20 protein-coding genes are annotated in these 24436 nt (G+C 74.0%); all 20 read left to right on the top strand.

The window, feature by feature from the left end:
• Positions 1–142 precede the first annotated feature (142 nt).
• Positions 143–946: a helix-turn-helix domain-containing protein gene (locus IEY96_RS11460; protein ID WP_229791539.1), complete on the top strand. Its 804-nt coding sequence runs from the start codon at positions 143–145 to the stop codon at positions 944–946.
• Entirely contained in the window at positions 937–1128 is a 192-nt protein-coding gene (locus IEY96_RS11465) for a DUF397 domain-containing protein (RefSeq protein ID WP_189194812.1), read from the top strand. Before IEY96_RS11460 ends, IEY96_RS11465 begins: the two co-directional genes overlap by 10 nt.
• A gap of 157 nt (positions 1129–1285) precedes the next feature.
• The gene (locus tag IEY96_RS11470) at positions 1286–2080 is read left to right on the top strand and encodes an ABC transporter permease (protein ID WP_373293547.1); all 795 of its coding nucleotides are present in this window, start codon (positions 1286–1288) and stop codon (positions 2078–2080) included.
• A gap of 12 nt (positions 2081–2092) precedes the next feature.
• Positions 2093–2902: an ABC transporter permease gene (locus IEY96_RS11475; protein ID WP_189194814.1), complete on the top strand. Its 810-nt coding sequence runs from the start codon at positions 2093–2095 to the stop codon at positions 2900–2902.
• A 64-nt stretch (positions 2903–2966) separates the two neighbouring features.
• Positions 2967–3983, top strand: coding sequence for a YihY/virulence factor BrkB family protein (locus tag IEY96_RS11480; RefSeq protein ID WP_189194815.1), 1017 nt, complete (start codon positions 2967–2969; stop codon positions 3981–3983).
• Between the two features lie 241 nt (positions 3984–4224).
• Positions 4225–5403, top strand: a complete 1179-nt coding sequence (locus IEY96_RS11485) for an ROK family transcriptional regulator (RefSeq protein WP_189194816.1) — start codon at positions 4225–4227, stop codon at positions 5401–5403.
• A 29-nt stretch (positions 5404–5432) separates the two neighbouring features.
• Complete coding sequence (locus IEY96_RS11490; protein ID WP_373293548.1) at positions 5433–6995, top strand: sugar ABC transporter ATP-binding protein; 1563 nt, start codon at positions 5433–5435, stop codon at positions 6993–6995.
• Positions 6992–8101, top strand: a complete 1110-nt coding sequence (locus IEY96_RS11495) for an ABC transporter permease (protein ID WP_189194817.1) — start codon at positions 6992–6994, stop codon at positions 8099–8101. The genes IEY96_RS11490 and IEY96_RS11495 overlap by 4 nt, the downstream gene beginning before the upstream one ends.
• A gap of 91 nt (positions 8102–8192) precedes the next feature.
• Entirely contained in the window at positions 8193–9236 is a 1044-nt protein-coding gene (locus IEY96_RS11500; RefSeq protein ID WP_189194818.1) for a substrate-binding domain-containing protein, read from the top strand.
• Positions 9237–9256: 20 nt separating this feature from the next.
• Positions 9257–10462: a Gfo/Idh/MocA family protein gene (locus tag IEY96_RS11505; RefSeq protein ID WP_189194819.1), complete on the top strand. Its 1206-nt coding sequence runs from the start codon at positions 9257–9259 to the stop codon at positions 10460–10462.
• Positions 10463–10720: 258 nt separating this feature from the next.
• A complete protein-coding gene (locus tag IEY96_RS11510) occupies positions 10721–11869 on the top strand; it encodes an inositol-3-phosphate synthase (RefSeq protein WP_189194820.1) in 1149 nt (382 codons plus the stop codon).
• The gene (locus IEY96_RS11515; RefSeq protein WP_189194821.1) at positions 11866–12753 is read left to right on the top strand and encodes an SCO3242 family prenyltransferase; all 888 of its coding nucleotides are present in this window, start codon (positions 11866–11868) and stop codon (positions 12751–12753) included. The genes IEY96_RS11510 and IEY96_RS11515 overlap by 4 nt, the downstream gene beginning before the upstream one ends.
• Positions 12750–14000, top strand: a complete 1251-nt coding sequence (locus tag IEY96_RS11520) for a sugar phosphate isomerase/epimerase family protein (RefSeq protein ID WP_229791540.1) — start codon at positions 12750–12752, stop codon at positions 13998–14000. Before IEY96_RS11515 ends, IEY96_RS11520 begins: the two co-directional genes overlap by 4 nt.
• A gap of 32 nt (positions 14001–14032) precedes the next feature.
• Entirely contained in the window at positions 14033–14653 is a 621-nt protein-coding gene (locus IEY96_RS11525) for an EboA domain-containing protein (protein ID WP_189194822.1), read from the top strand.
• On the top strand, positions 14653–15504 hold the full coding sequence (locus IEY96_RS11530) for a TatD family hydrolase (RefSeq protein ID WP_189194823.1): 852 nt from the start codon (positions 14653–14655) through the stop codon (positions 15502–15504). The genes IEY96_RS11525 and IEY96_RS11530 overlap by 1 nt, the downstream gene beginning before the upstream one ends.
• Entirely contained in the window at positions 15504–16691 is a 1188-nt protein-coding gene (gene eboE, locus IEY96_RS11535; protein WP_189194824.1) for a metabolite traffic protein EboE, read from the top strand. The genes IEY96_RS11530 and eboE overlap by 1 nt, the downstream gene beginning before the upstream one ends.
• The gene (locus IEY96_RS11540; protein WP_189194825.1) at positions 16688–18082 is read left to right on the top strand and encodes an alkaline phosphatase family protein; all 1395 of its coding nucleotides are present in this window, start codon (positions 16688–16690) and stop codon (positions 18080–18082) included. The genes eboE and IEY96_RS11540 overlap by 4 nt, the downstream gene beginning before the upstream one ends.
• Positions 18079–19146, top strand: a complete 1068-nt coding sequence (locus IEY96_RS11545) for a polyprenyl synthetase family protein (protein WP_189194826.1) — start codon at positions 18079–18081, stop codon at positions 19144–19146. The genes IEY96_RS11540 and IEY96_RS11545 overlap by 4 nt, the downstream gene beginning before the upstream one ends.
• Positions 19147–19432: 286 nt before the next feature.
• Positions 19433–22267 (top strand): ricin-type beta-trefoil lectin domain protein, encoded by a 2835-nt coding sequence (locus IEY96_RS11550; RefSeq protein ID WP_189194827.1) that lies wholly within the window; start codon positions 19433–19435, stop codon positions 22265–22267.
• Between the two features lie 58 nt (positions 22268–22325).
• Entirely contained in the window at positions 22326–24434 is a 2109-nt protein-coding gene (locus IEY96_RS11555) for a lectin (RefSeq protein WP_189194828.1), read from the top strand.
• Positions 24435–24436 lie beyond the last annotated feature (2 nt).

Below are 24436 nucleotides of genomic sequence, written 5' to 3' on the forward strand. Positions count from 1 at the left end.
CGCCCGCCGTCCGGTACCCGTGAGCGGTTCCGCTGCGTGACAGTCTGGTGACCTTCCGACTACGGTGGGAGATCCCGCGCGCCGACGACCAGGGCGTACGGCGGCCGGCCGGAAGCGGTACGAAGATGTACGGAGGCTGTCCGTGGACCGTTCGTCCATGCTGGACCACTTCGCCGAGGAGCTGCGGCTCGCCCGGGCCACCAGTGGCCTGTCCCAGAGCGCGCTGGCCGAGGCCCTGAGCTACTCGGGCGCGCTGGTGGCCAAGGTGGAGACCTGCGAGCGCCGGCCGGGCCTCGACTTCGCCCGCCGGTGCGACACCGTGTTCGGCACGGACGGGCGGTTCGAGCGGATCCAGCGGCGGATCAGCCGCGAGACGGTGGTGCCGTGGTTCCGCGACTGGGCCGGCATCGAGCAGGAAGCTCGTGCGCTGCGCACATTCGAGCCGCTCTGTGTGCCCGGCCTGTTGCAGACCGAGGGCTATGCACGAGCGATCCATGCCGGTGGCGGCCTGTTCGCGGCGGACGAGATCGAGCGGCAGGTGGCGACTCGGCTGGACCGGCAGGCGGTGCTCACCCGCGACCGGCCGCCGCTGCTCAGCGTGGTCGTGGACGAGTCTGTGCTGCGCCGCCGCATCGGCGGGCCGGAGGTGATGCGCGAGCAGATGCGGCATCTGGTGAAGCTGGGCACCGCGCTGCCCCGGGTCCGTATCCACGTCGTGCCCATGTCGGCTGGCGCGTACCCTGGGCTCGCCGGACCCTTCGTGATCGCCACCTTGCCCGCCGGGGAGGACGTCATCTACCTGGAGGGGCAACGCCATGGCCAGGTGGTCGACCGAACCGACTTCGTGCAGCAGATGGTCGAGGTGTGGGAGTCGATCCGGGGCGAGGCACTATCGCACCAGCAGTCCCTCGACCTGATCGCGGAAGTGGCGGAGACATGGACCTGAGCGGCGCCCGGTGGCGGAAGAGCACCCGTAGCAGTGGCCAGGGGGGCAACTGCGTGGAGGTGGCCGGGAACCTGCCCGGCGTGGTCGCCGTACGCGATTCCAAGGACCCGGCCGGTCCCGTGCTGACGTTCGGCCCGGACGCGTGGCGCGCGTTCGTCACGCGGCTCGCCGGCCGGGCGTAGCGACCCGCTCCACGCGGCGGACGGAAGCGGTCCAGAGTTCCCGTCGCGCGCCGAAAACCGTGGCGACACCGTGCGCCGCCCGTCGTAGGGTGACCGGCGGCCTGTCGTACCCGAGCGGTAGGAAGGGCGACATGCGCGGAGGACGGGGGTGGTCCAGGTGACCGTGGCGGAACGGGCGGGTCCGGGGCTGCCCCGGGTGCCGGCGCTGGCGGTGCTCTCCCACCACCTGGTCGGCTACCGCCGGACCTGGCGGGCGGGTGTCTTCTCGTCCTTCCTGCTTCCGGTGCTCACCGTGCTCGGCTTCGGCGTCGGGGTCGGCGCGTACGTGGACCAGGGCGTGGGCGGGGTGAGCTACCTCGACTGGCTGGTGCCCGGCCTGATCGCCTCCACCGCCTTCCAGGTCGCCGTCGCCGAGTCGACCTGGCCGGTGCTCAGCAACTTCCGCTGGATCCGCACCTACCACGCTCAGGTGGCGGCGCCGCTGCGGATCGGCGACATCCTCGCCGGCCACCTCGCCTTCGTGCTGTTCCGGGTGCTCACCAGCACGGCGGCCTTCCTGCTGGTGACGGCGCTGTTCGGGGCGCTGCGCTCGCCGTGGGCGCTGGCCGTCCTGCCGGTGAGCCTGCTGCTGGGCCTGGCGGTGGCCGCGCCGGTCTTCGCGTTCGCCGCGGCGGTGCCGGGCGACAGCTACCTGGCCCTGCTGTTCCGGTTCGCGGTGATCCCGATGACCCTCTTCGCGGGGGTGTTCTTCCCGGTCTCGTCGCTGCCCGACGGGCTGCGCCAGTTCGCCTACGCGACCCCGCTCTGGCACGGGGTGGACCTCTGCCGGGCCGCCACGCTCGGCGTGGCTCCGCAGTGGTCGGTCACCGGCCACCTGCTCTACCTCGCCGTCTGGGCCGCGGCCGGCTGGTGGCTGGCCCGGCGCGTGTTCCACCGTCAGCTCGTCGTCTAGGGGAGGGATGTCGTGGTCAGTCTCGTCCTGCCCCGGCTGGTCAGCTTCGAGGGCGCGCCGCGTCGCTCCGCCTCGGTGGCCGAGCGCAACCTCACCGCGCTGCGCAGCGCGTACTGGCTGGTGCTGCTCTCCGGCTTCCTGGAGCCGGTGCTCTATCTCTTCTCGATCGGCGTCGGGGTGGGCGCGCTGGTCGGTGACCTGCCCCTGCCCGGCGGTCAGGTGGTCTCCTACGCGGCGTTCGTGGCCCCGGCCATGCTCGCGTCGTCGGCCATGAGCGGGGCGCTCGCGGAGACCACCTTCAACTTCTTCGGCAAGATGAAGTACATGAAGCTGTACGACGGGATCATCGCGACCCCGGTGCAGCCGTTCGAGATCGCCCTCGGCGAGCTGGGCTGGGCGATGATCCGGGGCGGCCTCTACTCGGCCGCGTTCCTCGTCATCATGGTGGCGATGGACCTGACCACCGCCGGCCGGGCGCTGGCCGCCTTCCCGGCGGCGGTGCTGGTCGGCTTCGCCTTCGGGGCGCTCGGCATGACGGTCTCCACGCTGATGCGCAGCTGGCAGGATTTCGACCTCATGGGGTCGGCCCAGTTCACCCTCTTCCTCTTCTCCGGCACGTTCGTTCCGGCCGAGGCCTATCCGGCGGTGCTGCGCTGGCTGGTCGAGGTGACCCCGCTCTACCGGTCGGTGCACCTGATCCGCGGCATCAGCGTGGGCGCGTCCGGCTGGTCGTGGCTGCTCGACGTGGCCTACCTCGTGGCGCTGACCGTCGGGATGCTCGCGCTGGCCTCCCGACGGATGAGCAGGTTGCTGTACAAGTAGGTGGTTAACCGGCCCTCCCGCCGGGGCATGTCGTGGGGACGACACCGACGACGAGGGAGGGGCGATGGCCGCCGACGAGTCTTCCGCCCGGCATGGGCGCGACCGGACCGGGCCGGTCGGCCCGGACGAGGGGCCGGACAGTCCCACCGACCTGCCGGGCACCGGATGGGTGGCGACGCTCAAGCGCACGCTCCGCGAGTTCCAGGACGACAGCCTGACCGACTGGGCGGCCGCGCTCACCTACTACGGGGTGCTGTCGATCTTCCCGGGGATGCTGGTGCTGATCTCCGTGCTCGGCCTGCTCGGGGAACGGGCCACCCAGGGGGTCAAGGACACCGTGGACCAGGCGGTGCCCGAGGAGAGCGTCCAGAAGATCATCGAGAGCGCCATCGACCAGGCCGGCGCCTCCGGCGGGCTGGCCAGTTTCGCCGCGATCATCGGTCTGGTGGCCGCGTTCTGGTCCGCCTCGGGCTACGTGGCCGCCTTCATGCGCGCCTCGAACAGCATCTACGACGTGCCGGAGGGGCGGCCGATCTGGAAGACCCTGCCGATCCGGCTCGGCGTGACCGCGGTCATCGGCGTGATGCTGCTGGCCAGCGCGGTGATCGTGATCTTCACCGGTGGTCTCGCCGAGCAGGCGGGCAACGCCATCGGGCTGGGCTCGACCGCCGTCACCGTCTGGAACATCGCCAAGTGGCCGGTGCTGCTGGTGCTGGTCAGCCTGATGTTCGCGATCCTCTACTGGGCCTCGCCCAATGCCCGGCACGGCGGCTTCCGCTGGGTGAGCCCGGGCGGGATCCTGGCCGTGGTCATCTGGCTGGTCATCTCCGGCCTGTTCGCCCTCTACGTCGGCAACTTCGCCTCGTACAACAAGACCTACGGCGCGCTGGCCGGGGTGATCATCTTCCTGGTGTGGCTCTGGCTGAGCAACATCGCCATCCTGCTCGGCGCGGAGTTCGACGCCGAGCTGGAGCGCAGCCGCGCCATCGCGGCCGGGCACCCGGCCGACGAGGAGCCGTACGTCGAGCTGCGCGACGACCGCAAGCTGAAGAAGAAGCGCAACGCCGCCACCCGCCGCTGACCGACCCAGGCCCACCCGCCGCCCCCGCCGCAGTTCAGCGCCGGGGGCGGCGGCCCGTGGTGCGGCAGCGCCCGGTCGGGGAGTTTCCAAGATCCAACACGCGCTTTTGCTCAGATGGACAAAAGTTTGGCCCGGATGTGCCGAAGCTATGGACACGTGACCCGGAAGGCTCCTACTGTGTCGGACACGACACATCGCCGTTGCGTCGATGTGAACGACTCCGATGCGGAGGTGAGTCCCGGTGCGGACGGTCGACCCCCTGCACGTACAGCTCCTGCGAACGCTCCGGGACGAGGGGGCGGTCTCCCGGGCCGAGCTCGGCGACCGGCTCCAGATGCCCCGCCCCCGCCTCCTCGCCGAGCTGGAACGCCTGGTCAACCTCGGCTACGTGGCCGAGGCCGGGCTGGCCGCGTCCCGCGGCGGGCGCCGCTCCACCCTGGTCGAGCTGAGCCCGCACCTGCGCTTCGCCGCCGTCGATCTGGGCGCCAGCTCGATCGACGTCGAGGTGGTGAACGGCCGGCTGGAGCCGGTGGCCGCCTACACCGAGCCCGCCGACATCCGCTCCGGCCCGAAGGTGACCCTCCAGCGGGTCAACGAGCTGCTGCACAAGGCCAAGGTGGACGGCGCGTACGAGCGGCTCGACGCGATCGGCATCGGCGTTCCCGGCCCGGTGAGCTTCCGGGACGGGGTGCCGGTCTCCCCGCCGATCATGCCGGGCTGGGACCGCTTCCCGGTTCGTGAGCTGCTCACCCGCGAGCACGGCTGCCCGGCGGTGGTCGACAACGACGTCAACATCATGGCGATCGGCGAGCGGCACGGCGGCGTCGCCCACTCGGTGGACGACTTCCTGTTCATCAAGATCGGCACCGGCATCGGCTGCGGCATCTACCTCAACGGCGAGGTCTACCGGGGCACCGACGGGTGCGCCGGCGACATCGGCCACATCCAGGTCGACCCGAACGGTCCGATGTGCTCCTGCGGCAACCTCGGCTGCCTGGAGGCGGTGTTCAGCGGGGCCGCGCTGGCCCGGGCGGCCACCGCCGCGGCCCGCGCCGAGGTGTCGCCCGCGCTCGCCGAGCGGCTCGCCGCCCGGGGCACGGTGACCGCGCTGGACGTGGCGCAGGGGGCGGTCGAGGGGGACGTCACCTGCATCCAGCTCATCCGCGACGGCGGCCGGCGGGTCGGCAGCGTGCTGGCCGGCCTGGTCAGCTTCACCAACCCGTCGATGATCGTGATCGGCGGCGGCCTCGCCCAGCTCGGCCACATCCTGCTCGCCGAGATCCGCAGCGTGGTCTACCGCCGCTCGCTCCCGCTGGCCACCGGCAACCTGCCGGTCGTCCTGTCCGAGCTGGGCCCGCGCGCCGGTGTCGCCGGCGCCGCCGTGCTCGCCAGCGACCTCGCCTTCGGGGAAGCGGCATGAGCGCGGGAAACGATGGCGAGGAGATCGAGGTGACGAACGAACCGCTGGTCGAGGCGCCCGCCGACACCGTCGCGGGCGAGGTGGTCCTGCGCCTCACCGACGTGGTCAAGACCTTCCCCGGCGTACGCGCGCTGGACGGCGTGCAGCTGGAGGTGCGGGCCGGCGAGGTGCACTGCCTGCTCGGGCAGAACGGCGCCGGCAAGTCCACCCTCATCAAGGTGCTGGCCGGGGTGCACCGGCCGGACTCCGGCGAGGTGGTGTGGCGCGGCGAGCCGGCCGCCTTCGCCAACCCGCAGGCGGCCATGCGAGCCGGGATCGCCACCATCTACCAGGAACTCGACCTGGTCGAGGACCTGTCGGTGGCGGAGAACGCCTTCCTGGGCCACGAGCCGCGCCGCCTCGGCTTCGTCCGGCGCGGGCACATGGCCCGGCGGACCCGGCAGATCCTGGCGCGGCTCGGCCACCCGGAGATCCCGCCCGGACGGCTCGTCCGGCACCTGCCGGCCGCCGGCAAGCAGATCGTCAGCATGGCCCGCGCGCTCTCCCACGAGGCCCGGCTCATCATCATGGACGAACCGAGCGCGGTGCTCGCCCACGACGAGGTGGGCAACCTGTTCCGGATCATCCGGGAACTCACCGCGCAGGGCATCGCCGTCATCTACATCTCGCACCGCCTGGAGGAGATCCGCGAGATCGGCGACCGGGTCACCGTACTCAAGGACGGCCGGACCACCGCGGCCAACCTGCCGGCCCGCGACACCCCGACCCGCGACCTGGTCTCCCGGATGACCGGCCGGACCATCGAGTACGTCTTCCCGGACCGCCCCGCCGACGACCCCGCCGGCGCCGAACTGCTGCGGGTGGAGGGGCTCACCCGGCACGGCGAGTTCGCCGACGTCTCGCTCGACGTGCGGGCCGGGGAGATCGTCGGCATCGCCGGCCTGGTCGGCTCCGGCCGCTCGGAGCTGCTGGAGACGATCTACGGGGCCCGCCGGGCGCAGGCCGGCACGGTGCGGATGGGCGGGCGGACGCTGCGACCGGGCAGCGTCGGCGCGGCGGTGCGGGCCGGCATGGGGATGGCCCCCGAGGAGCGCAAGAGCCAGGCCCTGCTGCTCGGCGAACCGATCTACCGCAACGTCACGCTGGCCACCTTCGGCCGGTACGCCCGCCTCGGGTTCACCGACGCCGGGCGGGAACGGGCCGCGGCGGACCGGATCGCCGCCTCGCTGGAGCTGCGCCCCCGGGACGTCCGCCGGCCGGTGCGCACCCTCTCCGGCGGCAACCAGCAGAAGGTGGTGGTCGGCCGGTGGCTGCTCGGGGACACCCGGCTGCTGCTGCTCGACGAACCGACCCGGGGCGTGGACGTGGGCGCCCGGGCCGAGTTGTACCAGGTGATCCGGGAACTCGCCGCGCGGGGCGTCGGGGTGCTGCTGGTCTCCAGCGAGGTGCCCGAGGTGCTCGGCCTGGCCGACCGGGTGCTGGTGATGCGGGAGGGCCGGGTGGTCCGCGAGGCCCCGGCCGGCGAACTCGACGAGAACACCGTGCTCGACCTCGTCATGGCGGGGTCCCTCATGGAAGGCGCGCCAGCATGAGCGACATGACACCCACCGCGGCGCCGGAGCGGGCGGCGGACCTGCCCGCCCAGTCGCCGCCGGTCGACCCGGCCGAGACCGCGAAGGCCGACGCGGGCGCACGGCTCTCCTGGTGGCGCGGCGACGGCGGGGAGGGCGCCAAGCGCAACCTCGGCCTGCTGGCGACCCTGGTGGTGCTCGTGGTCATCGGCATCCTGACCCGGCCCGACCTCTACGGCGACGCGAGCTGGGTGTGGGGCAACACGCTCACCATCCTCAAGCTCGCCTCGGTGGTCGGCGTGGTCACGGTCGGGATGACCTTCGTGATCATCGGCGGCGGCATCGACCTCTCGGTCGGCGCGATCGTCGCGCTCGCCGGGGTCTGGTGCACCACGGTCGCCACCCAGAGCTACGGCGCCGGCGGCATGATCTTCAGCGCGCTCACCGTCGGGCTGGCCGTCGGCGTGGTCAACGGGCTGCTCATCTCGTACGGGCGGCTGGTGCCGTTCATCGCCACGCTGGCCATGATGGTCGCCGCCCGCGGCCTGGCCGCCGAGATCTCCGACAAGCAGACCCAGGTCTCCAACGACAGCTTCATCAACGGCATCGCCACCGTGAAGCTGCTCGGCATCCCGCTGCTGGTCTACATCCTCGCCGCGGTGGTGGCGGCCGGCTGGGTGCTGCTCAACCGGACCACCTTCGGCCGCCGCACGGTGGCCGTCGGCGGCAATCCCGAGGCGGCCCGGCTCGCCGGCATCAACGTCCGCCGGCACACCGTGCTGCTCTACGCGCTCTCCGGCCTCTGCTGCGGCATCGCCGCGATCATGCTGACCGCGCAGGCCACCTCCGCCCAGGCGGCGATGGCCAACCTCTACGAGCTGGACGCGATCGCCGCCGCGATCATCGGCGGCACGCTGCTCAGCGGCGGGCGGGGCACCATCATCGGCTCCCTGCTCGGGGTGATCATCTTCTCCACGATCACCAACCTCTTCGCCATCAACGGCCTCTCCACCGAGGCCCAGAACATGGTCAAGGGCGGCATCATCGTCGCGGCCGTCCTGGTCCAGCAGGTGCAGTTCCGCAGCCTCTCCCAGTTCCTCACCCGCAACCGGGCCACCACCACCTGATCCCATCGCGTCCGCCAGACCGCCGTCAGCCGACGGTGGTCCGGCCCGCCGCACCCGAAAACACCCCACCACCTCATTTCAGGAGGCCGTCATGACAAGTGACCTGTCGCGCCGCCGGCTGCTCTTCGGCGGAGCCGCGCTCTCCGCCGGAGTGCTGCTCGCCGGCTGCACCAGCAACGAGCAGACGCCGACCGCCGCCCAGACCAAGGCCGCGGCGACCGGCGCCAACAGCGAGCCGGGCAAGAAGGTGACCATCGGCTTCTCCGCCCCGGCCGCCGACCACGGCTGGATCGCCGCCATCACCAACAACGCCAAGGCGCAGGCCGGCGCGTACTCGGACGTGGAGCTGAAGAGCGTGGAGGCCGGCGCGGACGCGGCGGCCCAGCGCGCGGCGCTGTCCACCCTGATCTCCCAGAAGCCCGACGTGATCGTGCTGCTGCCGCACGACGGCAAGGAGCTCAACGCGTTCGGCCTGGAGGCCATGAAGGCCGGCATCCCGGTGGTCAACCTGGACCGGGCCTTCCCCGACGCGCGGGCCTACCGGCTCCAGATCAAGGGCGACAACTACGGCATGGGCGTGGCCGCCGCCACCTACATCGCCGAGCAGCTCAAGGCCAAGGGCGTCAGCAACCCGGTGATCGGCGAGATCCCCGGCATCGACTCGCTGGAGCTGACCCAGGAACGCTCCAAGGGCTTCGCCGACACGCTGGCCTCGCTCGGCCTCAAGGTGGCCAACCGCCGCCCGGCCGAGTTCACCGCCGACTCCGGCCAGCAGGCCGCCACCGGCCTCTTCCAGGCGCTGCCGAAGATCGACGCGCTCTGGAACCACGACGACGACCAGGGCATCGGTGTCCTCGCCGCGGTCAACCAGGCCAACCGCAAGGAGTTCTTCATGGTCGGCGGCGCCGGCTCGAAGAAGGCCATGGAGGACATCGCCGCCGACAACACGGTGCTGAAGGCCACCGTCACCTACAGCCCCTCGATGGCCTCCTCGGCCATCTCCCTGGCCCGCCTCATCGGCCAGGGCAAGGGCATGTCCGACCTGGTCGAGCTCCAGGTTCCGAAGGAGATCGTCCTCGCCTCCGAGACGATCACCAAGGAGAACGCGGGCAACTACCTGAAGCTCGGGTTCTGACACACGGGGGGAGACCCACCTTGTCCACTCACGACAACGTCCTGCGGGTCGGCATGGTCGGCTACGCGTTCATGGGCGCCGCGCACTCCCAGGCGTGGCGCACCGTGAACCGCGTGTACGACCTGCCGGCGCGGGTGCGGATGGCACTCGTCTGCGGCCGGGACGAGCCGAAGGTGGCCGAGGCCGCCGGCCGGCTCGGCTGGGACGGGCACACCACGGACTGGCGGCGGCTCGTCGAATCCGACGAGATCGACGTGGTCGACATCTGCACACCGGGCGACAGCCACTGCGAGATCGCCCTCGCCGCGCTGGCCGCGGGCAAGCACGTGCTGTGCGAGAAGCCGCTGGCCAACACCGTCGAGGAGGCTCGGGAGATGACGGCCGCCGCCGCCCGGGCCCGGGCCGCCGGGGTACGCGCCATGTGCGGCTTCAACTACCGGCGGGTGCCCGCGGTCACCCTGATGCGGCGGCTCGTCGCCGACGGGCGGCTCGGCGAGATCCGGCACGTCCGGGCGGTCTACCTCCAGGACTGGATCGTGGACCCGCAGTTCCCGCTGGTCTGGCGGTTGCAGAAGGACAGGGCGGGCTCCGGCGCGCTCGGCGACATCGGCGCGCACATCATCGACCTGACCCAGTTCGTGACCGGGCAGCTCATCACCGGGGTCAGCGCGGTCACCGAGACGTTCGTCAAGGAGCGGCCGCTGCCGGCCGGGTCGAGCGGCCTGGCCGCGCAGGCCGACGGCAACGGCCGGGCGACCGGCCGGGTCACCGTGGACGACGCCGCGGTCTTCGTGGCCCGGCTCGACGGCGGCGCGCTCGCCACCTACGAGGCCACCCGGTTCGCCACCGGCCGCAAGAACGCCCTGCGTGTCGAGATCAACGGCTCGCTGGGCAGCGTGGTGTTCGACCTGGAGCGCCTGAACGAACTGGAGTTCCTCGACGCCACGCGGCCCGCCGCCGAGCAGGGCTTCAGCCGGATCCTGGTGACCGAGCCGGAGCACCCGTACCTGTCGGCCTGGTGGCCGCCCGGCCACATCATCGGCTACGAGCACTCCTTCACCCACCAGATGCGCGACTTCGTCGAGGCGGTCGCCACCGGCGTCGACCCGACGCCGTCGTTCGCCGACGCGTTGCAGGTCCAGCTCGTGCTCGACGCCGTGACCCGCTCCGCCGAGCGGGCCGCCTGGACGGAGGTGGAGCCCGCGCTGGCCGAGCTGGCCGCCTGACCGATCCGCCCCGCGGCGCCCCGCGCGCCGCCCGACACCGCTGTCCACGCGGCGCGCCCGCGCCGCCCGAAGGGCTTTCCGGCGCCGGCCGGCGAGGGCCCGCCGCGGTTGCGCCCCGCGGCGGGGACGAGGCCGGCCCCGGGGAGCGTGCCGCCGGAACCCTCGGCCGGCACGAACCAGCACGGCCGTCCGGTGCGGCCGGACCGGGATTCCCCGGCCGCACCGGCGGTCCGGTCCGACGACGGGGAGGCAAGCACGATGCGTACGGGTGTCTGGCTGGTGGGAGCGCGCGGCTCGGTCGCGACCACCAGCATGGTCGGAGCGCTCGCCCTGCGGGCCGGGCTCGCCGAGCCGACCGGCTGTGTCACCGAGCTGCCCGAGCTGCGCGGGCCCGCGCTGCCGTCCTTCGCCGACCTGGTGTTCGGCGGTCACGACGTGGTGGCCACCCCGCTGCCCAAACGCGCCGAGGCGCTCGCCGCCGCCGGGGTGCTGCCCGGCCGGGTGGTCGACGCCCTCGCCGGTGAGCTGGCCGAGGTGGAGGCGGCGCTGCGGCCCGCCCCGACCGGCGGCAGCCCGGCCGAACGGGTCGCCGCCGTGGCCCGCGACCTGTCCGAGTTCCGCCACCGGCACGCGCTCGACCGGGTGGTGGTGGTCAACGTCTCCGCCACCGAGCCGGCGCCCGAGCCGCACCCCGCCCACCACGACCTCGCCGCGCTGCGGGGCGCGCTGGCCGGCCCCGCCGAGGTGCTGCCGCCCAGCTCGCGGTACGCGTACGCGGCGTTCACGGCCGGCTGCCCGTACGTGGACTTCACCCCGTCCACCGGGGCCCGGCTGCCTGCCCTGGCGGCACTGGCCGAGGAGCGCGGCCTGCCGTACGCCGGGCACGACGGCAAGACCGGGGAGACCCTGGTCAAGTCGGTGCTCGCGCCGATGTTCGCGATGCGGCACCTGGCCGTGCGCTCCTGGTCCGGGGTGAACCTGCTCGGCGGCGGCGACGGCGCCACGCTCGCCGAACCGGCCGCCAACGCGGCGAAGGTGGCCAGCAAGCAGCGGGTGCTCGGCGAGACCCTCGGCTACGTCCCGGAGGGCGACACCCGGATCGACCACGTGGCCGAGCTGGGCGACTTCAAGACCGCCTGGGACCTGGTCACCTTCGCCGGCTTCCTGGGCACCGGCATGCGGCTGGAGTTCACCTGGCACGGCTGCGACTCGGCGCTCGCCGCCCCGCTCGTGCTCGACCTGGCCCGGCTCACCGCCGCCGCGCACGCCGCCGGCCGGACCGGGCCGCTGACCGAGCTGGCCTTCTTCTTCAAGGACGGGATCGACGCGCCCACCCACGCGCTGGCCGAGCAGTGGACCCTGCTGCGGGAGTTCGTCGCCGGGCTGCACGCCGGGGCCGGCCGATGACCCGCCTGGCCGACCTCGCCGAGCTGGTCCGGGCGCCGGCCGCGCTCTCCGTGCCGGGGGACGTGCTGTCCGGCGCGGCGGCGGCCGGCGCGCTGGACCGGCGTACGCCCGCGCTGGCCGGGGCCTCGGTGCTGCTCTACTGGGCCGGGATGGCCGCCAACGACTGGGCGGACCGGCGGCTGGACGCCGTCGAGCGCCCCGAGCGGCCGATCCCCTCCGGCCGGGTCCACCCGGCCGCCGCGCTCGGCGTCGCGGCCGGCCTGACCGCCGCCGGGCTCGCCGTGGCCGGCGCCGCCGGGGGCCGGCGGGCCACCGCCGTCGCGGTCCCCCTCGCCGCCACCATCTGGGGGTACGACCTGCTGGCCAAGAACACCGCCGCCGGCCCGGCCGTGATGGCCGCCTGCCGGGGGCTGGACGTGCTGCTCGGCGCGAGCGTCGGGCCGGCCCGCGGGCGCGGCGGGCGGGACGCGCCACCGGCCGCCCGCGGGCTGGTCCGGGCGCTGCCGGCCGCGCTGACCGTGGCCGCGCACACCTGGACCGTCACGGCGCTGTCCCGCCGCGAGGTCTCCGGCGCCGACCGGCGGCTGCCCCGGGCCACCCTGGCCGGGACCGCGCTGGTCGCGGCCACCGCGCTGGGCCGCCCCGACCTGGTGCCGATGGCCCTGGCCGCCGGCTACGCCGGCCGGTACGGCGCCGCGCAGGCCCGGGTGCTCGCCGACCCGTCGCCGGCCCGGGTGCGCGCCGCCGTCGGGGCCGGCATCACCGGGCTGCCCGCGTTGCAGGGTGCGCTGACCGCCCGGGCCGGCGCCCGGCTGCTCGGCCTCGCCGTCGCCACGGCCGCCCCGCTCGGCCGCCGCCTGGCCCGACTGATCTCACCGACATGACCGCCCCACCGGCCCCCGCGCCCGCCGCACCGGACCACCCGGCCGGACGGAACCACCCGGCCGGCTCGGGTCGCGCCGCCGCACCGGACCGCCCCGCCGGACCGCACCGCTCGCCGGCACCGGACCGCCCCGCCGGACCGGATCGCGGCCCCGGGCCGCTCGACCCGGCCGCGCTGCGCCTCGGTTACGGCACCAACGGCTTCGCCAACCACCGGCTCGGCGACGCGCTCGCCGTCCTGGCCGACCTCGGCTACCAGGGGGTGGCGCTCACCCTGGACCACGACCACCTGGACCCGTTCACCCCGGGGCTGGCCCGGCGGGTGGCCGCCGTGCGCCGCCGGCTGGACGCGCTCGGCCTGGCCGTGGTGGTCGAGACCGGGGCCCGCTACCTGCTCGATCCCTGGCACAAGCACGCGCCCACGCTGCTGCACGACGACCCCGCCCTGCGGATCGAGTTCCTCCGCCGGGCCGTCCGGATCGGCGCGGACCTGGGCGCCGAGGCGGTTTCGTTCTGGGCCGGCGTCCGCCCGCCCGAGGTGCCGGCGACGCGCGCCTGGCAGCGCCTGGTGGCCGGCTGCGCCGCCGTCTGCGCCGAGGCCGAGGCGGCCGGCGTGCCGCTCGGCTTCGAGCCCGAGCCGGGCATGCTGGTCGAGGACATCGCCGGCTGGCGGCGGCTGCGGGAGGCGCTCGGCGCCCCGCCCGGCCTCGGCATCACCCTCGACATCGGACACTGCCGCTGCCTGGAGCCGCAGCCGGTGCCCGACTGCGTCGCGGCGGTCGCCGAGCACCTCGTCAACGTGCAGATCGACGACATGCGCCGGGGCGTGCACGAGCACCTGGAGTTCGGCGCGGGCGAGATCGACTTCCCGCCGGTGCTGCGCGCCCTCGCCGCCGCCGGCTACCGCGGCCTCGTCGCCGTGGAACTGCCCCGGCACTCGCACGCCGCCCCGGCCGTCGCGGCCGGCTCGCTCGACTTCCTGCGCGCCGCCGCCCGGACGGCCGCGGCCAGTGCCCCGGATGCGGCCAGCGCCCCGGATGCGGCCAGCGCCCCGGCCGCGGCCAGCGCCCGGGATGCGGCCAGCGCCCCGGATGCGGCGACCGCCCCGGATGCGGCGACCGATCCGGCCGCTGCCGGCGGCGACCAGCACCGGACCACCGACTCGGCCCCTTTGCTCTGCAGCCACGGAGGCAACACCTCCGGATCTTCCGTGCTGCGTGGGGGGCTGCAGAGCAAAGGCGGTGGTTGAGCACCTGCCACCCGGCTCAGAGGGGAGACGGCATGACACCCGACCGACTGCGCGCCGCGCTGCGGGGCGTACCCGATCCGCAGTGGCTGGACGCGGCCCTGCGCCGCGTCGCGGCCGATCCCGCGGCGATCCCGCGGCTGTTCGCCATCGCGGCCCGGCGGTGCGGCCGGGGGCCGCTGCCCGACCCGCCCGGCTGGACCGTCGACGAGGCCGTCCGGGCGCTGCTGCTCACCGCGCTCCCCACCGGCCACGCCACGGCGGCCGAGGCGCTCTACCGGCACGGCGACGCCGCCGAGAAACGGGCCGTGCTGCGCGCCCTGCCGCTGCTGCCGATCGGGGCGGAGTGCGTGCCGCTGCTGCACGACGCGATCCGCACCAACGACACCCGCCTGGTGGCCGCCGCGCTCGGCCCGTACGCCCGGCACCTGGAGCAGCCGGCCTGGCGCCAGGCGGTCCTCAAGTGCGTCTTCACCGGCGTGCCGCTGGCCGTCGTCGACGACCTCGACGGGCGGGCGGACGGCGAACTGGCCGCGATGCTGGCCGCGCTCGCCGCGGAGCGGACCGCCGCCGGCCGCGCCATGCCCGCCGACGCCACCGAGCTGCTCGACCGGCTCGGCGCCGGCTCGCACCCGACCACCGCCAGGGAGGCGTGATGCGCATCTTCGACCCGCACATCCACATGACGTCCCGGACCACCGACGACTACGAACGGATGGCCGCCGCCGGGGTACGCGCCGTGGTGGAGCCGGCGTTCTGGCTGGGCCAGCCGCGTACCAGCGTGGACACGTTCGTCGACTACTTCGACTCGCTGATCGGCTGGGAGCCGTTCCGGGCCGGCCAGTTCGGCGTCCGGCACCACGCCACCGTGGCGCTCAACCCGAAGGAGGCCAACGACCCGCGCTGCCGCCCGGTGCTCGACCTGCTCCCGCGCTACCTCGACAAGGACGGCGTGGTGGCGGTCGGCGAGATCGGCTACGACTCGATGACCCCGGCCGAGGACGCCGCCTTCGCCGGCCAGCTCGCCCTGGCCGTGGCGCACGACCTGCCCGCCCTCGTGCACACCCCGCACCGGGACAAGGCGCACGGCGTCGAGCGCACCCTCGCCGTGGTCGCCGAGTCCGGCATCGACCCCGGGCGGGTGCTGGTCGACCACCTCAACGAGATCACCGTGAAGCTGGTCCGGGACACCGGCTGCTGGCTCGGCTTCTCGATCTACCCGGAGACGAAGATGTCGCCGCCGCGGATGGTCGAGCTGCTGCGGACGTACGGGACCGAGCGGATGCTGGTCAACTCCGCCGCCGACTGGGGGCGCTCCGACCCGCTGCTCACCCGGGCCACCGGGGAGGCCATGCTGCTCGCCGGGTTCACCGACGACGACGTGGACCGCGTGCTGTGGCGCAACCCGGTGGAGTTCTACGGCCAGTCCGGCCGGCTGGACCTCACCGACCTGGAGGACTCCGCCGTCACCTTCGCCGGCAACTCGATCCTGCGCGGAGGCGAGTGATGCGGCTGCGGCACACCGACGGGACGACCGTCCACCTCGGCTACTGCACCAACGTCCACCCCGCCGAGGACCTGCCCGGAATCCTCGCCCAACTCGACACGTACGCCGTCCCCGTACGCCGGGCGCTCGACACCGACCGGCTGGGGCTGGGGCTCTGGCTGGCCGCCCCGGTGGCCGCCGCGCTCGCCGCCGACCCGGCGGCCCGCCGCCGGCTCCGCCACGAGCTGACCGTACGCGGGCTGGAGGTGGTCACCCTCAACGGCTTCCCGTACGCGGCGTTCCAGGCGCCGGTGGTCAAGGGCGCCGTCTACCACCCGGACTGGACCACCCCGGACCGGCTGGCGTACACCCTGGACCTGGCCCGGGTACTGGCCGACCTGCTCCCCGACGACGCGGCCCGCGGCTCGATCTCCACCCTGCCGCTGGCCTGGCGCACGCCGTGGGACACCGGCCGGGCCGAGGCCGCCCGCCGCCGCCTCGACGCCCTCGCCGCCGGACTGGCCGCGGTGGAGCGGGAGACCGGCCGCGGTGTCCGGGTGGGCTTCGAACCGGAACCGGGCTGTCTGGTGGAGTCCACGGGACAAGCACGCGAGGTATTGTCAGCCATGGATACCGACCGGCTCGGGATCTGCTTGGACCTGGCGCACCTCGCCTGCGCCTGGGAGGAGCCGGTCGAGGCTCTCGCGCGGCTGCGCGACGCCGGGCTGCCGGTGGTCAAGGTGCAGGTCTCCGCCGCCGTCGAGGCGCCCGACCCGGCCGGCTCGGCCGGTGCGCTGCGCCGCTGGGTCGAACCGCGCTTCCTGCACCAGACCCGGGCCGCGGGCTGCGCCGGCGCCGCCGACCCGGCGGACCCGGCGTACGCGGCCGACGACCTGGACGCCGCCCTCGCCGCGCAGCTGCCCGGGGCGTGGCGGGTGCACTACCACGTGCCGCTGCACGCCCCGCCCGAACCGCCGCTGCGCTCCACCGTGCCGGTGCTGAGGGCCGCCCTCGCCGCGCTCTACGCCGGCCCGGTCGCCGGCTGCGACCACCTCGACGTCGAGACGTACACCTGGGGGGTGCTGCCGGCGGCGCGGCGGCCGCGCACCGACGCGGAGCTGGCCACCGGCATCGCCGCCGAGCTGGCCTTCGCCCGCGACGAGCTGGTCGGCCTCGGCCTGGCCGCGACGGCGGGGGTGCGCTCGTGAGTCGGCGGCTGGTGGTGCTCGACGTGGTGGGGCTGACCCCGCGGCTGCTGGCGCACATGCCCCGGCTGCGCGCGGTCGCCGAGGCCGGGTTCGCCGCCGAGCTGGGCACCGTGCTGCCGGCGGTGACCTGCTCGGTGCAGTCCACGTTCCTCACCGGCGAGCCGCCGGCGGGGCACGGGATCGTCGGCAACGGCTGGTACTTCCGCGACCTCGGCGAGGTGCTGCTCTGGCGGCAGCACAACGCCCTGGTGGGCGGGGAGAAGCTGTGGCAGGCGGCGCGCCGGGTCGAGCCCGGCTACCGGGTCGCCAACGTCTGCTGGTGGTACGCCATGGGCGCCGACGTGGACTGGACGGTCACCCCGCGCCCGATCTACCACGCCGACGGGCGCAAGGAGCCGGACTGCTGGACCGACCCGCCGGAGCTGCACGACGAGCTGACCGACGCGCTCGGCACGTTCCCCCTGTTCACCTACTGGGGGCCGGGCGCCGGGCTGCCCTCGTCGGCCTGGATCTGCCGCGCTGCGGAGAAGATCCTGGCCGACCACGCGCCCGACCTGACCCTGGTCTACGTCCCGCACCTCGACTACGACCTGCAACGCTTCGGCCCGTCCTCGCCCCAGGCGGCCGCCGCGGCGGCCGAGCTGGACGCGGTGCTCGCCCCGCTGCTCGACGCCGCCGGGGAACGGGACGCCACGGTGGTGGCGCTGTCCGAGTACGGCATCACCGACGTCTCCCGGCCGGTGGACGTCAACCGGATGCTGCGCGCCGAGGGCCTGCTGCGGGTCTACACCCAGGGCGGCATGGAGTACCTGGACCCGTGGACGTCGCGGGCCTTCGCGGTCGCCGACCACCAGGTGGCGCACGTCTACGTGAAGGACCCCGCCGACGTGCCCGCGGTGGCGAAGCTCTGCGCGGCGCTGCCCGGGGTGGCCGAGGTGCTCGACCGCGCCGGCCAGGCCGGGTACGGGCTGGACCATGCGCGCTCCGGCGAGCTGGTGCTCGTGGCCGAGCCGGACGCCTGGTTCACCTACTACTACTGGCTGGACGACGCCCGGGCGCCCGACTTCGCGCGGCTCGTCGAGATCCACCGCAAGCCCGGCTACGACCCGGCCGAGCTCTTCTTCGACCCCGCCGCACCGAACGCGGCGAAGCGGCGGGCCGCCGTCGCGCTGGCCCGCAAGAAGCTCGGGATGCGCTACCTGATGAGCGTGGTGGGGCTGGACGCCGGCGCCCGCGCGGTCCGCGGCTCCCACGGCCGGCTCCCCGCCGACCCGGCCGACGGGCCGGTGCTGCTCTGCTCCGACCCGGCCGCGGCCCGGGACCGGGTCGCCGCGACCGACGTCAAGGCGTTGCTGCTCCACCTCGCCGGACTGGCCCGGGAGGCCCCGTGACCGTGACCGTCGCACCGACCGACCCGGCCCTGCTGCGGGACCGCTTCGACGCGGCGCTCGCCGCGTTCCTCCGCGAACGCAGGCCGGGTCGGCCGGACGACGGCACGGAAGCCGTGCACGCCGTGCTCCGCCGGTTCGTCCTGGCCGGCGGCAAACGGCTGCGGCCCCTGTTCTGCTACTGGGGCTGGCGGGGCTTCGGCGGCCCCGACGGGACCCCGATCGTGGTGGCCGCGGCGGCGCTGGAGCTGTTCCACGCCTTCGCGCTCATCCACGACGACATCATTGACCGCAGCGACCGCCGGCGCGGCCGGCCCACCGTGCACCGGGTCTTCGCCGACCGGCACACCCGGGCCGGCTGGCGCGGCGACCCGGAGGCGTACGGCCGGCAGGCGGCCCTGCTCTGCGGTGACCTCTGCGCCGCCTGGTCCGGGCAGATGTTCCACGGCTGCGGGCTGGACACCGAGCGGCTGCGCCGGGGCCACGCCCTGCTCGCCCGGATGCGGGCCGAGGTGATCGCGGGGGAGTACCTCGACGTGGTGGCGGCGGCCGGCGACGGTTCGGTGGAGAGCGCCCTCGCGGTGGTCCGGCTGAAGACGGCCCGTTACACGGTGACCCGCCCGGTGCAGGTGGGCGCCGCCCTGGCCGGGGCGGACCCGGAGGTGGTGGCGGCGCTGGCCGGGTTCGGCGACCCGCTGGGGGACGCCTTCCAGCTCCGCGACGACCTGCTCGGCGTCTTCGGCGACCCGGCGGTGACCGGCAAGTCCAACCTGGACGACCTGCGGGAGGGGAAGCCGACCGTGCTGCTGGCGCTGGCCCGGGCGCACGCCGGGCCGGCCGGGCTGGCGCGGCTGCGGGCACTGGTCGGCGACCCGGCGCTGGACCCGGCGGGCGCCGCCGAGGTGCGCGGCATCGTCGAGGCGTCCGGGGCCCGGGCGGCGGTGGAGCGGATGATCCGGTCGCGGGCCGATGCCGCGCTGGCCGCCCTGGACCGGCTGCCGCTGGCCGAGCCGGCCCGGGCGGCGCTCGCCGACCTGGCGGCCCGGGCCGTGGACCGGCGCCGCTGACACCAACTTTTGTCGACAGTCGACGAAAGTAGTCCCGGAACCGTCGGAAGCTATGGACAGTCGGATCGAAAGGTCTTAATGTCGTGCGCAAGCACAGAGCTGTTTCGTCGAGGTGAACCGCCCGCAACCGGCACCCTCGTCGAGGTGACCTCCGGCCGGCCGCAACCACCGGTGGCCACGGCCCGCCGAGCCTCATCCGGCGGGCCCGGCGCAGCATCCCCGCACGGCATCCGGCGCGACGCGCGCCCGATCCTGGCTGCGCGCGTCAGGAAGGGACAGCAGAGGCATGTCCAGCCCCCACCACACCCCCACCCCACGATGGCTCCCCGCCGGATCGGCGCTGCTGCTCGCGGCGGCCGCCGGCGCGGTCGGCCTGGCCGCGACCCCCGTCCCGGCGTCCGCGCACCCCATCACGGCGGCCGACTTCCAGCAGGTGGAACTCGCCCGCGGCGTCGCCGAGACCGGCGAACCGATGTCCCTCGCGGTGCTGCCCGACCGTTCGGTCCTGCACACCGCCCGCAACGGCACGCTGCGGCGCACCGACGCCGTCGGCGTCACCACCGTGATCGGCACCCTGCCCGTCTACACCCACGACGAGGAGGGGCTCCAGGGCGTCGGCGTCGACCCCGGCTTCGCGAGCAACCGCCAGATCTTCCTCTACTACGCGCCCCCGCTGTCCACCCCGGCCGGCGACGCCCCCGCCACCGGCACCGACTTCTCCGCCTGGCGGGGCGTCAACCGGCTCTCCCGGTTCACCCTCAACGCCGACTTCACGCTCAACCAGGCCAGCAAGGTCGACGTGCTCGACGTGCCCGCCGACCGGGGCATGTGCTGCCACGTCGGCGGCGACATCGACTTCGACGCCGCCGGCAACCTCTACCTCTCCACCGGCGACGACACCAACCCGTTCGACTCCGGCGGCTACGCCCCGATCGACGAGCGGACCGACCGCAACCCCGCGTACGACGCGCAGCGCAGCGCCGGCAACACCAACGACCTGCGGGGCAAGATCCTGCGGATCAAGGTGAACGCCGACGGGTCGTACGCGATCCCCTCCGGCAACCTCTTCCCGGTCGGCACCGCGAAGACCCGGCCCGAGATCTACGCCATGGGCTTCCGCAACCCGTTCCGGATGAGCGTCGACAAGGCCACCGGCGCCGTCTACGTCGGCGACTACGGCCCGGACGCCGGCACCAGCTCGACCCGCGGCCCGTCCGGACAGGTCGAGTTCGACCGGGTCACCGCGCCGGGCAACTACGGCTGGCCGTACTGCACCGGCACCAACACGGCGGCCGAGACGTACGCCGAGTGGGACTTCGCCTCCGGCACGGCGGGCGCGAAGTACAACTGCGCGGGCGGCCCCACGAACAACTCGTTCCGCAACACCGGCCAGAGCACCCTGCCGGCCGCGAAGCCGGCCTGGATCCGGTACGCGGGCGACGCCGGCAGCCCGCCCGAGTTCGGCGGCGGCTCCGAGTCGCCGATGGCCGGCCCGGTCTACCGGTACGACGCCGCCAACCCGTCCACCACGAAGTTCCCGCAGTCCTTCGACGGGCAGTTCTTCGCCACCGAGTTCGGCCGGGGCTGGATCAAGCCGATCCACCTCAACGCCGACGGCACGCCCGGCACCATCGACGCCTTCCCGTGGACCGGCAAGCAGGTGATGGACTCCGCGTTCGGGCCGGACGGCGCCTACTACGTGCTCGACTACGGCACCGGCTACTTCAACGGCGACGCCAACTCGGCGCTGTACCGCTTCGACTACCTCGGCGGCGGCAACCGTGCGCCGGTGGCCCGGGCCGCCGCCGACCGGACCTCCGGCACGGCCCCGCTGGCCGTCGCCTTCTCCTCGGCCGGCTCGTCCGACCCGGAGGGCGGGGCGCTCACGTACGCCTGGGCGTTCGGCGACGGCGGCACCTCGACGGCGGCGAACCCGTCGCACACCTACACGGCCAACGGCCGGTACACCGCCACGCTGACCGTCCGGGACCCGCAGGGCGCCACCGGCACCGCCAGCGTGATCATCACGGTCGGCAACACCGCGCCGACGGTCACCGTGAACAGCCCGGGCAACGGGCAGCTCTTCTCCTTCGGCGACACCGTGCCGTTCCGGATCACCGTCACCGACCCGGAGGACGGCACCGTCGACTGCGCCCGGGTCAAGATGACCTACGTGCTCGGCCACGACCAGCACGGCCACCAGATCACCTCGGCGACCGGCTGCACCGGGTCGATCAGCATCCCGGTCGACGGCGAGCACGACGACGCGGCGAACATCTTCGCGGTCTTCGACGCCGAGTACACCGACTCCGGCGGCCTCACCACGCACACCCAGCACACCCTCCAGCCCCGGCACCGGCAGGCCGAGCACTTCAAGACCTCCGCCGGAATCAACACCTTCGACAAGGCGGCCGCCGAGGGTGGCCGGACCGTCGGCGACATCCACAACGGGGACTGGATCGCGTTCGAGCCCTACCAGCTCGGCAACGTCACGGGGTTCAGCGTCCGGGTCTCCTCGGCCGGGGTCGGCGGCACCCTCCAGGTCCGGGCCGGCTCGGCGACCGGCACCGTCCTCGGCTCGGCCACCGTGCCGGTGACCGGGGCGTGGGACACGTTCACCACGGTGACCGGCGCGATCGCCAACCCGCCCGCCGGGACCACCACCCTCTACCTCACGTTCGCGGGCGGCGCCGGCGCGCTCTACGACGTGGACTCCTTCACCTTCACCACCTCCGGCGTACGCACCGGGCCGATCCGGGGGCTGGCCGGCAAGTGCCTCGACGTCCGCAACGCCGCGACCGCCGACGGCACTCAGATCCAGCTCTACACCTGCAACGGCACCGGGGCGCAAAGCTGGACGGTGACCCCGAACTCGACGGTCAAGGCGCTCGGCAAGTGCCTGGACGTCTCCGGCGGCGCGACCGCCGACGGCACCAAGATCCAGCTCTGGACGTGCAACGGCACCGGCGCGCAGAACTGGTCCGCCCAGGCCGACGGCACGCTGCGCAACCCGCAGTCCGGCAAGTGCCTCGACGTCTCCGGCAACAACTCCGCCGACAGCACCCCCGTACACCTCTGGACCTGCACCGGCGCCGCGAACCAGAAGTGGACCCTGCCCTGATCCGACGGTGCGGGGCCGGGTGGCCGGCCCCGCACCCCGTCCGGCACTGGAGAGCGACATGAGACTCCTCCGCACCGCCCTCGGCGCGGCCACCGCCGTCCTCGCCACCCTCGCCTGCACCACACCGGCCACCCCGGCGGCCGCCGCCGACGCCCCCTACGACGTGCTGGTCTTCTCCAAGACCGCCGGCTTCCGGCACGACGCCATCCCCGCCGGGATCCAGGCCATCCGCGACCTCGGGGCGGCGAACAACTTCACCGTCACCGCCACCGAGGACGCCGCCCAGTTCACCACCGCGAACCTCGCCCGGTACGAGGCCGTGGTCTTCCTCAACACCACCGGCGACGTGCTCGACCCCACCCAGCAGGCCGCCTTCGAGGCGTACGTCGGCGCGGGCGGCGGCTACGTGGGCGTGCACGCCGCCGCCGACACCGAGTACGACTGGCCGTTCTACGGCAACCTGGTCGGCGCCTGGTTCGCCTCCCACCCGGCGATCCAGCCGGCAAACGTGAAGGTGGAGGACCGGGCGCACGCCGCCACCGCCCACCTGCCGCAGACCTGGAACCGCACCGACGAGTGGTACAACTACCGCACCAACGCCCGGTCCACGGCGCACGTGCTGGCCACCCTCGACGAGTCGTCGTACTCCGGCGGCGCGATGGGCGGCGACCACCCGCACGCCTGGTGCAAGGCGTACGCGGGCGGGCGGTCCTTCTACACCGGCGGCGGCCACACCCAGGCGTCCTACGCCGAGCCCGCGTTCCGCGCCCACCTGCTCGGCGGCATCCGGTACGCGGCCGGCCGCGCCAAGGCCGACTGCCGCCCGGAGACCGGCTACACGGCGCTCTACAACGGCGCCACCACCGGCTGGTCCCAGGCCGGGCCGGGCAGCTTCGCCAACGCCGACGCCACCCTCACCTCGGTCGGCGGGATGGGCCTGTACTGGTACAGCGCCAAGCAGTTCACCAGCTACTCGCTGAAGCTGGACTGGCGGCTGGCCGGCGACGACAACTCCGGCGTCTTCATCGGCTTTCCGCCGTCGAGCGACCCCTGGTCGGCGGTGAACAACGGCTACGAGATCCAGATCGACCCGACCGACAGCCCCGACCGGACCACCGGCGCGGTCTACACGTTCAAGTCCGCCGACCTCCCGGCCCGGGACGCGGCGCTCAACCCGGCGGGAGAGTGGAACACCTACGAACTGCTTGTCGAGGGGGAGCGGCTCCAGGTCTTCCTGAACGGCGTGAAGATCAACGACTTCACCAACACGGACCCGGCCCGGTCGCTCGCCGGCCACGTCGGCATCCAGAACCACGGCACCGGCGACGACGTCTCGTTCCGCAACATCCGGATCAAGGAACTGGGCACCACGCCGCCGACCGGGAACACCACCGTGCAGGCCGAGGCGTTCAGCTCGGCCAGCGGGGTCACCCCGTTCACCAAGGCCGGCGCCAACGGCGGGCAGACCCTCGGGTACGTCGACCCGGGCGACTGGGCCGCGTACCAGGGGCTCGACCTGACCGGGGTGACCGCGCTGCGGGCCCGGGTGGTCTCCGGCGGCCCGGGCGGCACCCTCCAGCTCCGCACCGGCTCCCCGACCGGCACCCTGCTCGGTCAGGTGGCGGTGCCGAACACCGGCAGCTGGACCACCTTCGCCGACGTCAGCACCGCGCTGACCGCCGTGCCGAGCGGCAGCCAAACCGTCTGGCTGACCTTCACCGGCACCGGCTCCGGGCTGTTCGACGTGGACGACTTCACCCTGGTCCGGGGCGGCGGGGGCGGCGGCGGGACCGGCCCGGTCCGGGGCCTGGCCGGCAAGTGCCTCGACGTGCGGGGCGGCGCCACCGCGGACGGCACCCAGGTCCAGCTCTACACCTGCAACGGCAGCGCCGCGCAGACCTGGACGGTGACCCCGAACTCGACGGTCAAGGCGCTGGGCAAGTGCCTCGACGTGTCCGGCGGCGGGTCGGCCGACGGCACCAAGATCCAGCTCTGGACGTGCAACGGCACCGGGGCGCAGAACTGGTCGGCGCAGGCCGACGGCACGCTGCGCAATCCGCAGTCCGGCAAGTGCCTCGACGTCTCCGGCAACAACTCCGCCGACGGAACCCCCGTACACCTCTGGACCTGCACCGGCGCGGCGAACCAGCGGTGGACCCTGCCCTGACC

It is taken from the genome of Micromonospora fulviviridis (genome assembly GCF_014648395.1).
GTDB lineage: Bacteria > Actinomycetota > Actinomycetes > Mycobacteriales > Micromonosporaceae > Micromonospora > Micromonospora fulviviridis.

Excerpts from the sequence above, each read along its gene's own strand:
- IEY96_RS11465 (WP_189194812.1), top strand. The coding sequence starts at position 937 with ATGGACCTGAGCGGCGCCCGGTGGCGGAAGAGCACCCGTAGCAGTGGC.
- IEY96_RS11480 (WP_189194815.1), top strand. The coding sequence starts at position 2,967 with ATGGCCGCCGACGAGTCTTCCGCCCGGCATGGGCGCGACCGGACCGGG.
- IEY96_RS11495 (WP_189194817.1), top strand. The coding sequence starts at position 6,992 with ATGAGCGACATGACACCCACCGCGGCGCCGGAGCGGGCGGCGGACCTG.
- IEY96_RS11500 (WP_189194818.1), top strand. The coding sequence starts at position 8,193 with ATGACAAGTGACCTGTCGCGCCGCCGGCTGCTCTTCGGCGGAGCCGCG.
- IEY96_RS11510 (WP_189194820.1), top strand. The coding sequence starts at position 10,721 with ATGCGTACGGGTGTCTGGCTGGTGGGAGCGCGCGGCTCGGTCGCGACC.
- IEY96_RS11515 (WP_189194821.1), top strand. The coding sequence starts at position 11,866 with ATGACCCGCCTGGCCGACCTCGCCGAGCTGGTCCGGGCGCCGGCCGCG.
- IEY96_RS11520 (WP_229791540.1), top strand. The coding sequence starts at position 12,750 with ATGACCGCCCCACCGGCCCCCGCGCCCGCCGCACCGGACCACCCGGCC.
- IEY96_RS11525 (WP_189194822.1), top strand. The coding sequence starts at position 14,033 with ATGACACCCGACCGACTGCGCGCCGCGCTGCGGGGCGTACCCGATCCG.
- IEY96_RS11530 (WP_189194823.1), top strand. The coding sequence starts at position 14,653 with ATGCGCATCTTCGACCCGCACATCCACATGACGTCCCGGACCACCGAC.
- eboE (WP_189194824.1), top strand. The coding sequence starts at position 15,504 with ATGCGGCTGCGGCACACCGACGGGACGACCGTCCACCTCGGCTACTGC.
- IEY96_RS11550 (WP_189194827.1), top strand. The coding sequence starts at position 19,433 with ATGTCCAGCCCCCACCACACCCCCACCCCACGATGGCTCCCCGCCGGA.
- IEY96_RS11555 (WP_189194828.1), top strand. The coding sequence starts at position 22,326 with ATGAGACTCCTCCGCACCGCCCTCGGCGCGGCCACCGCCGTCCTCGCC.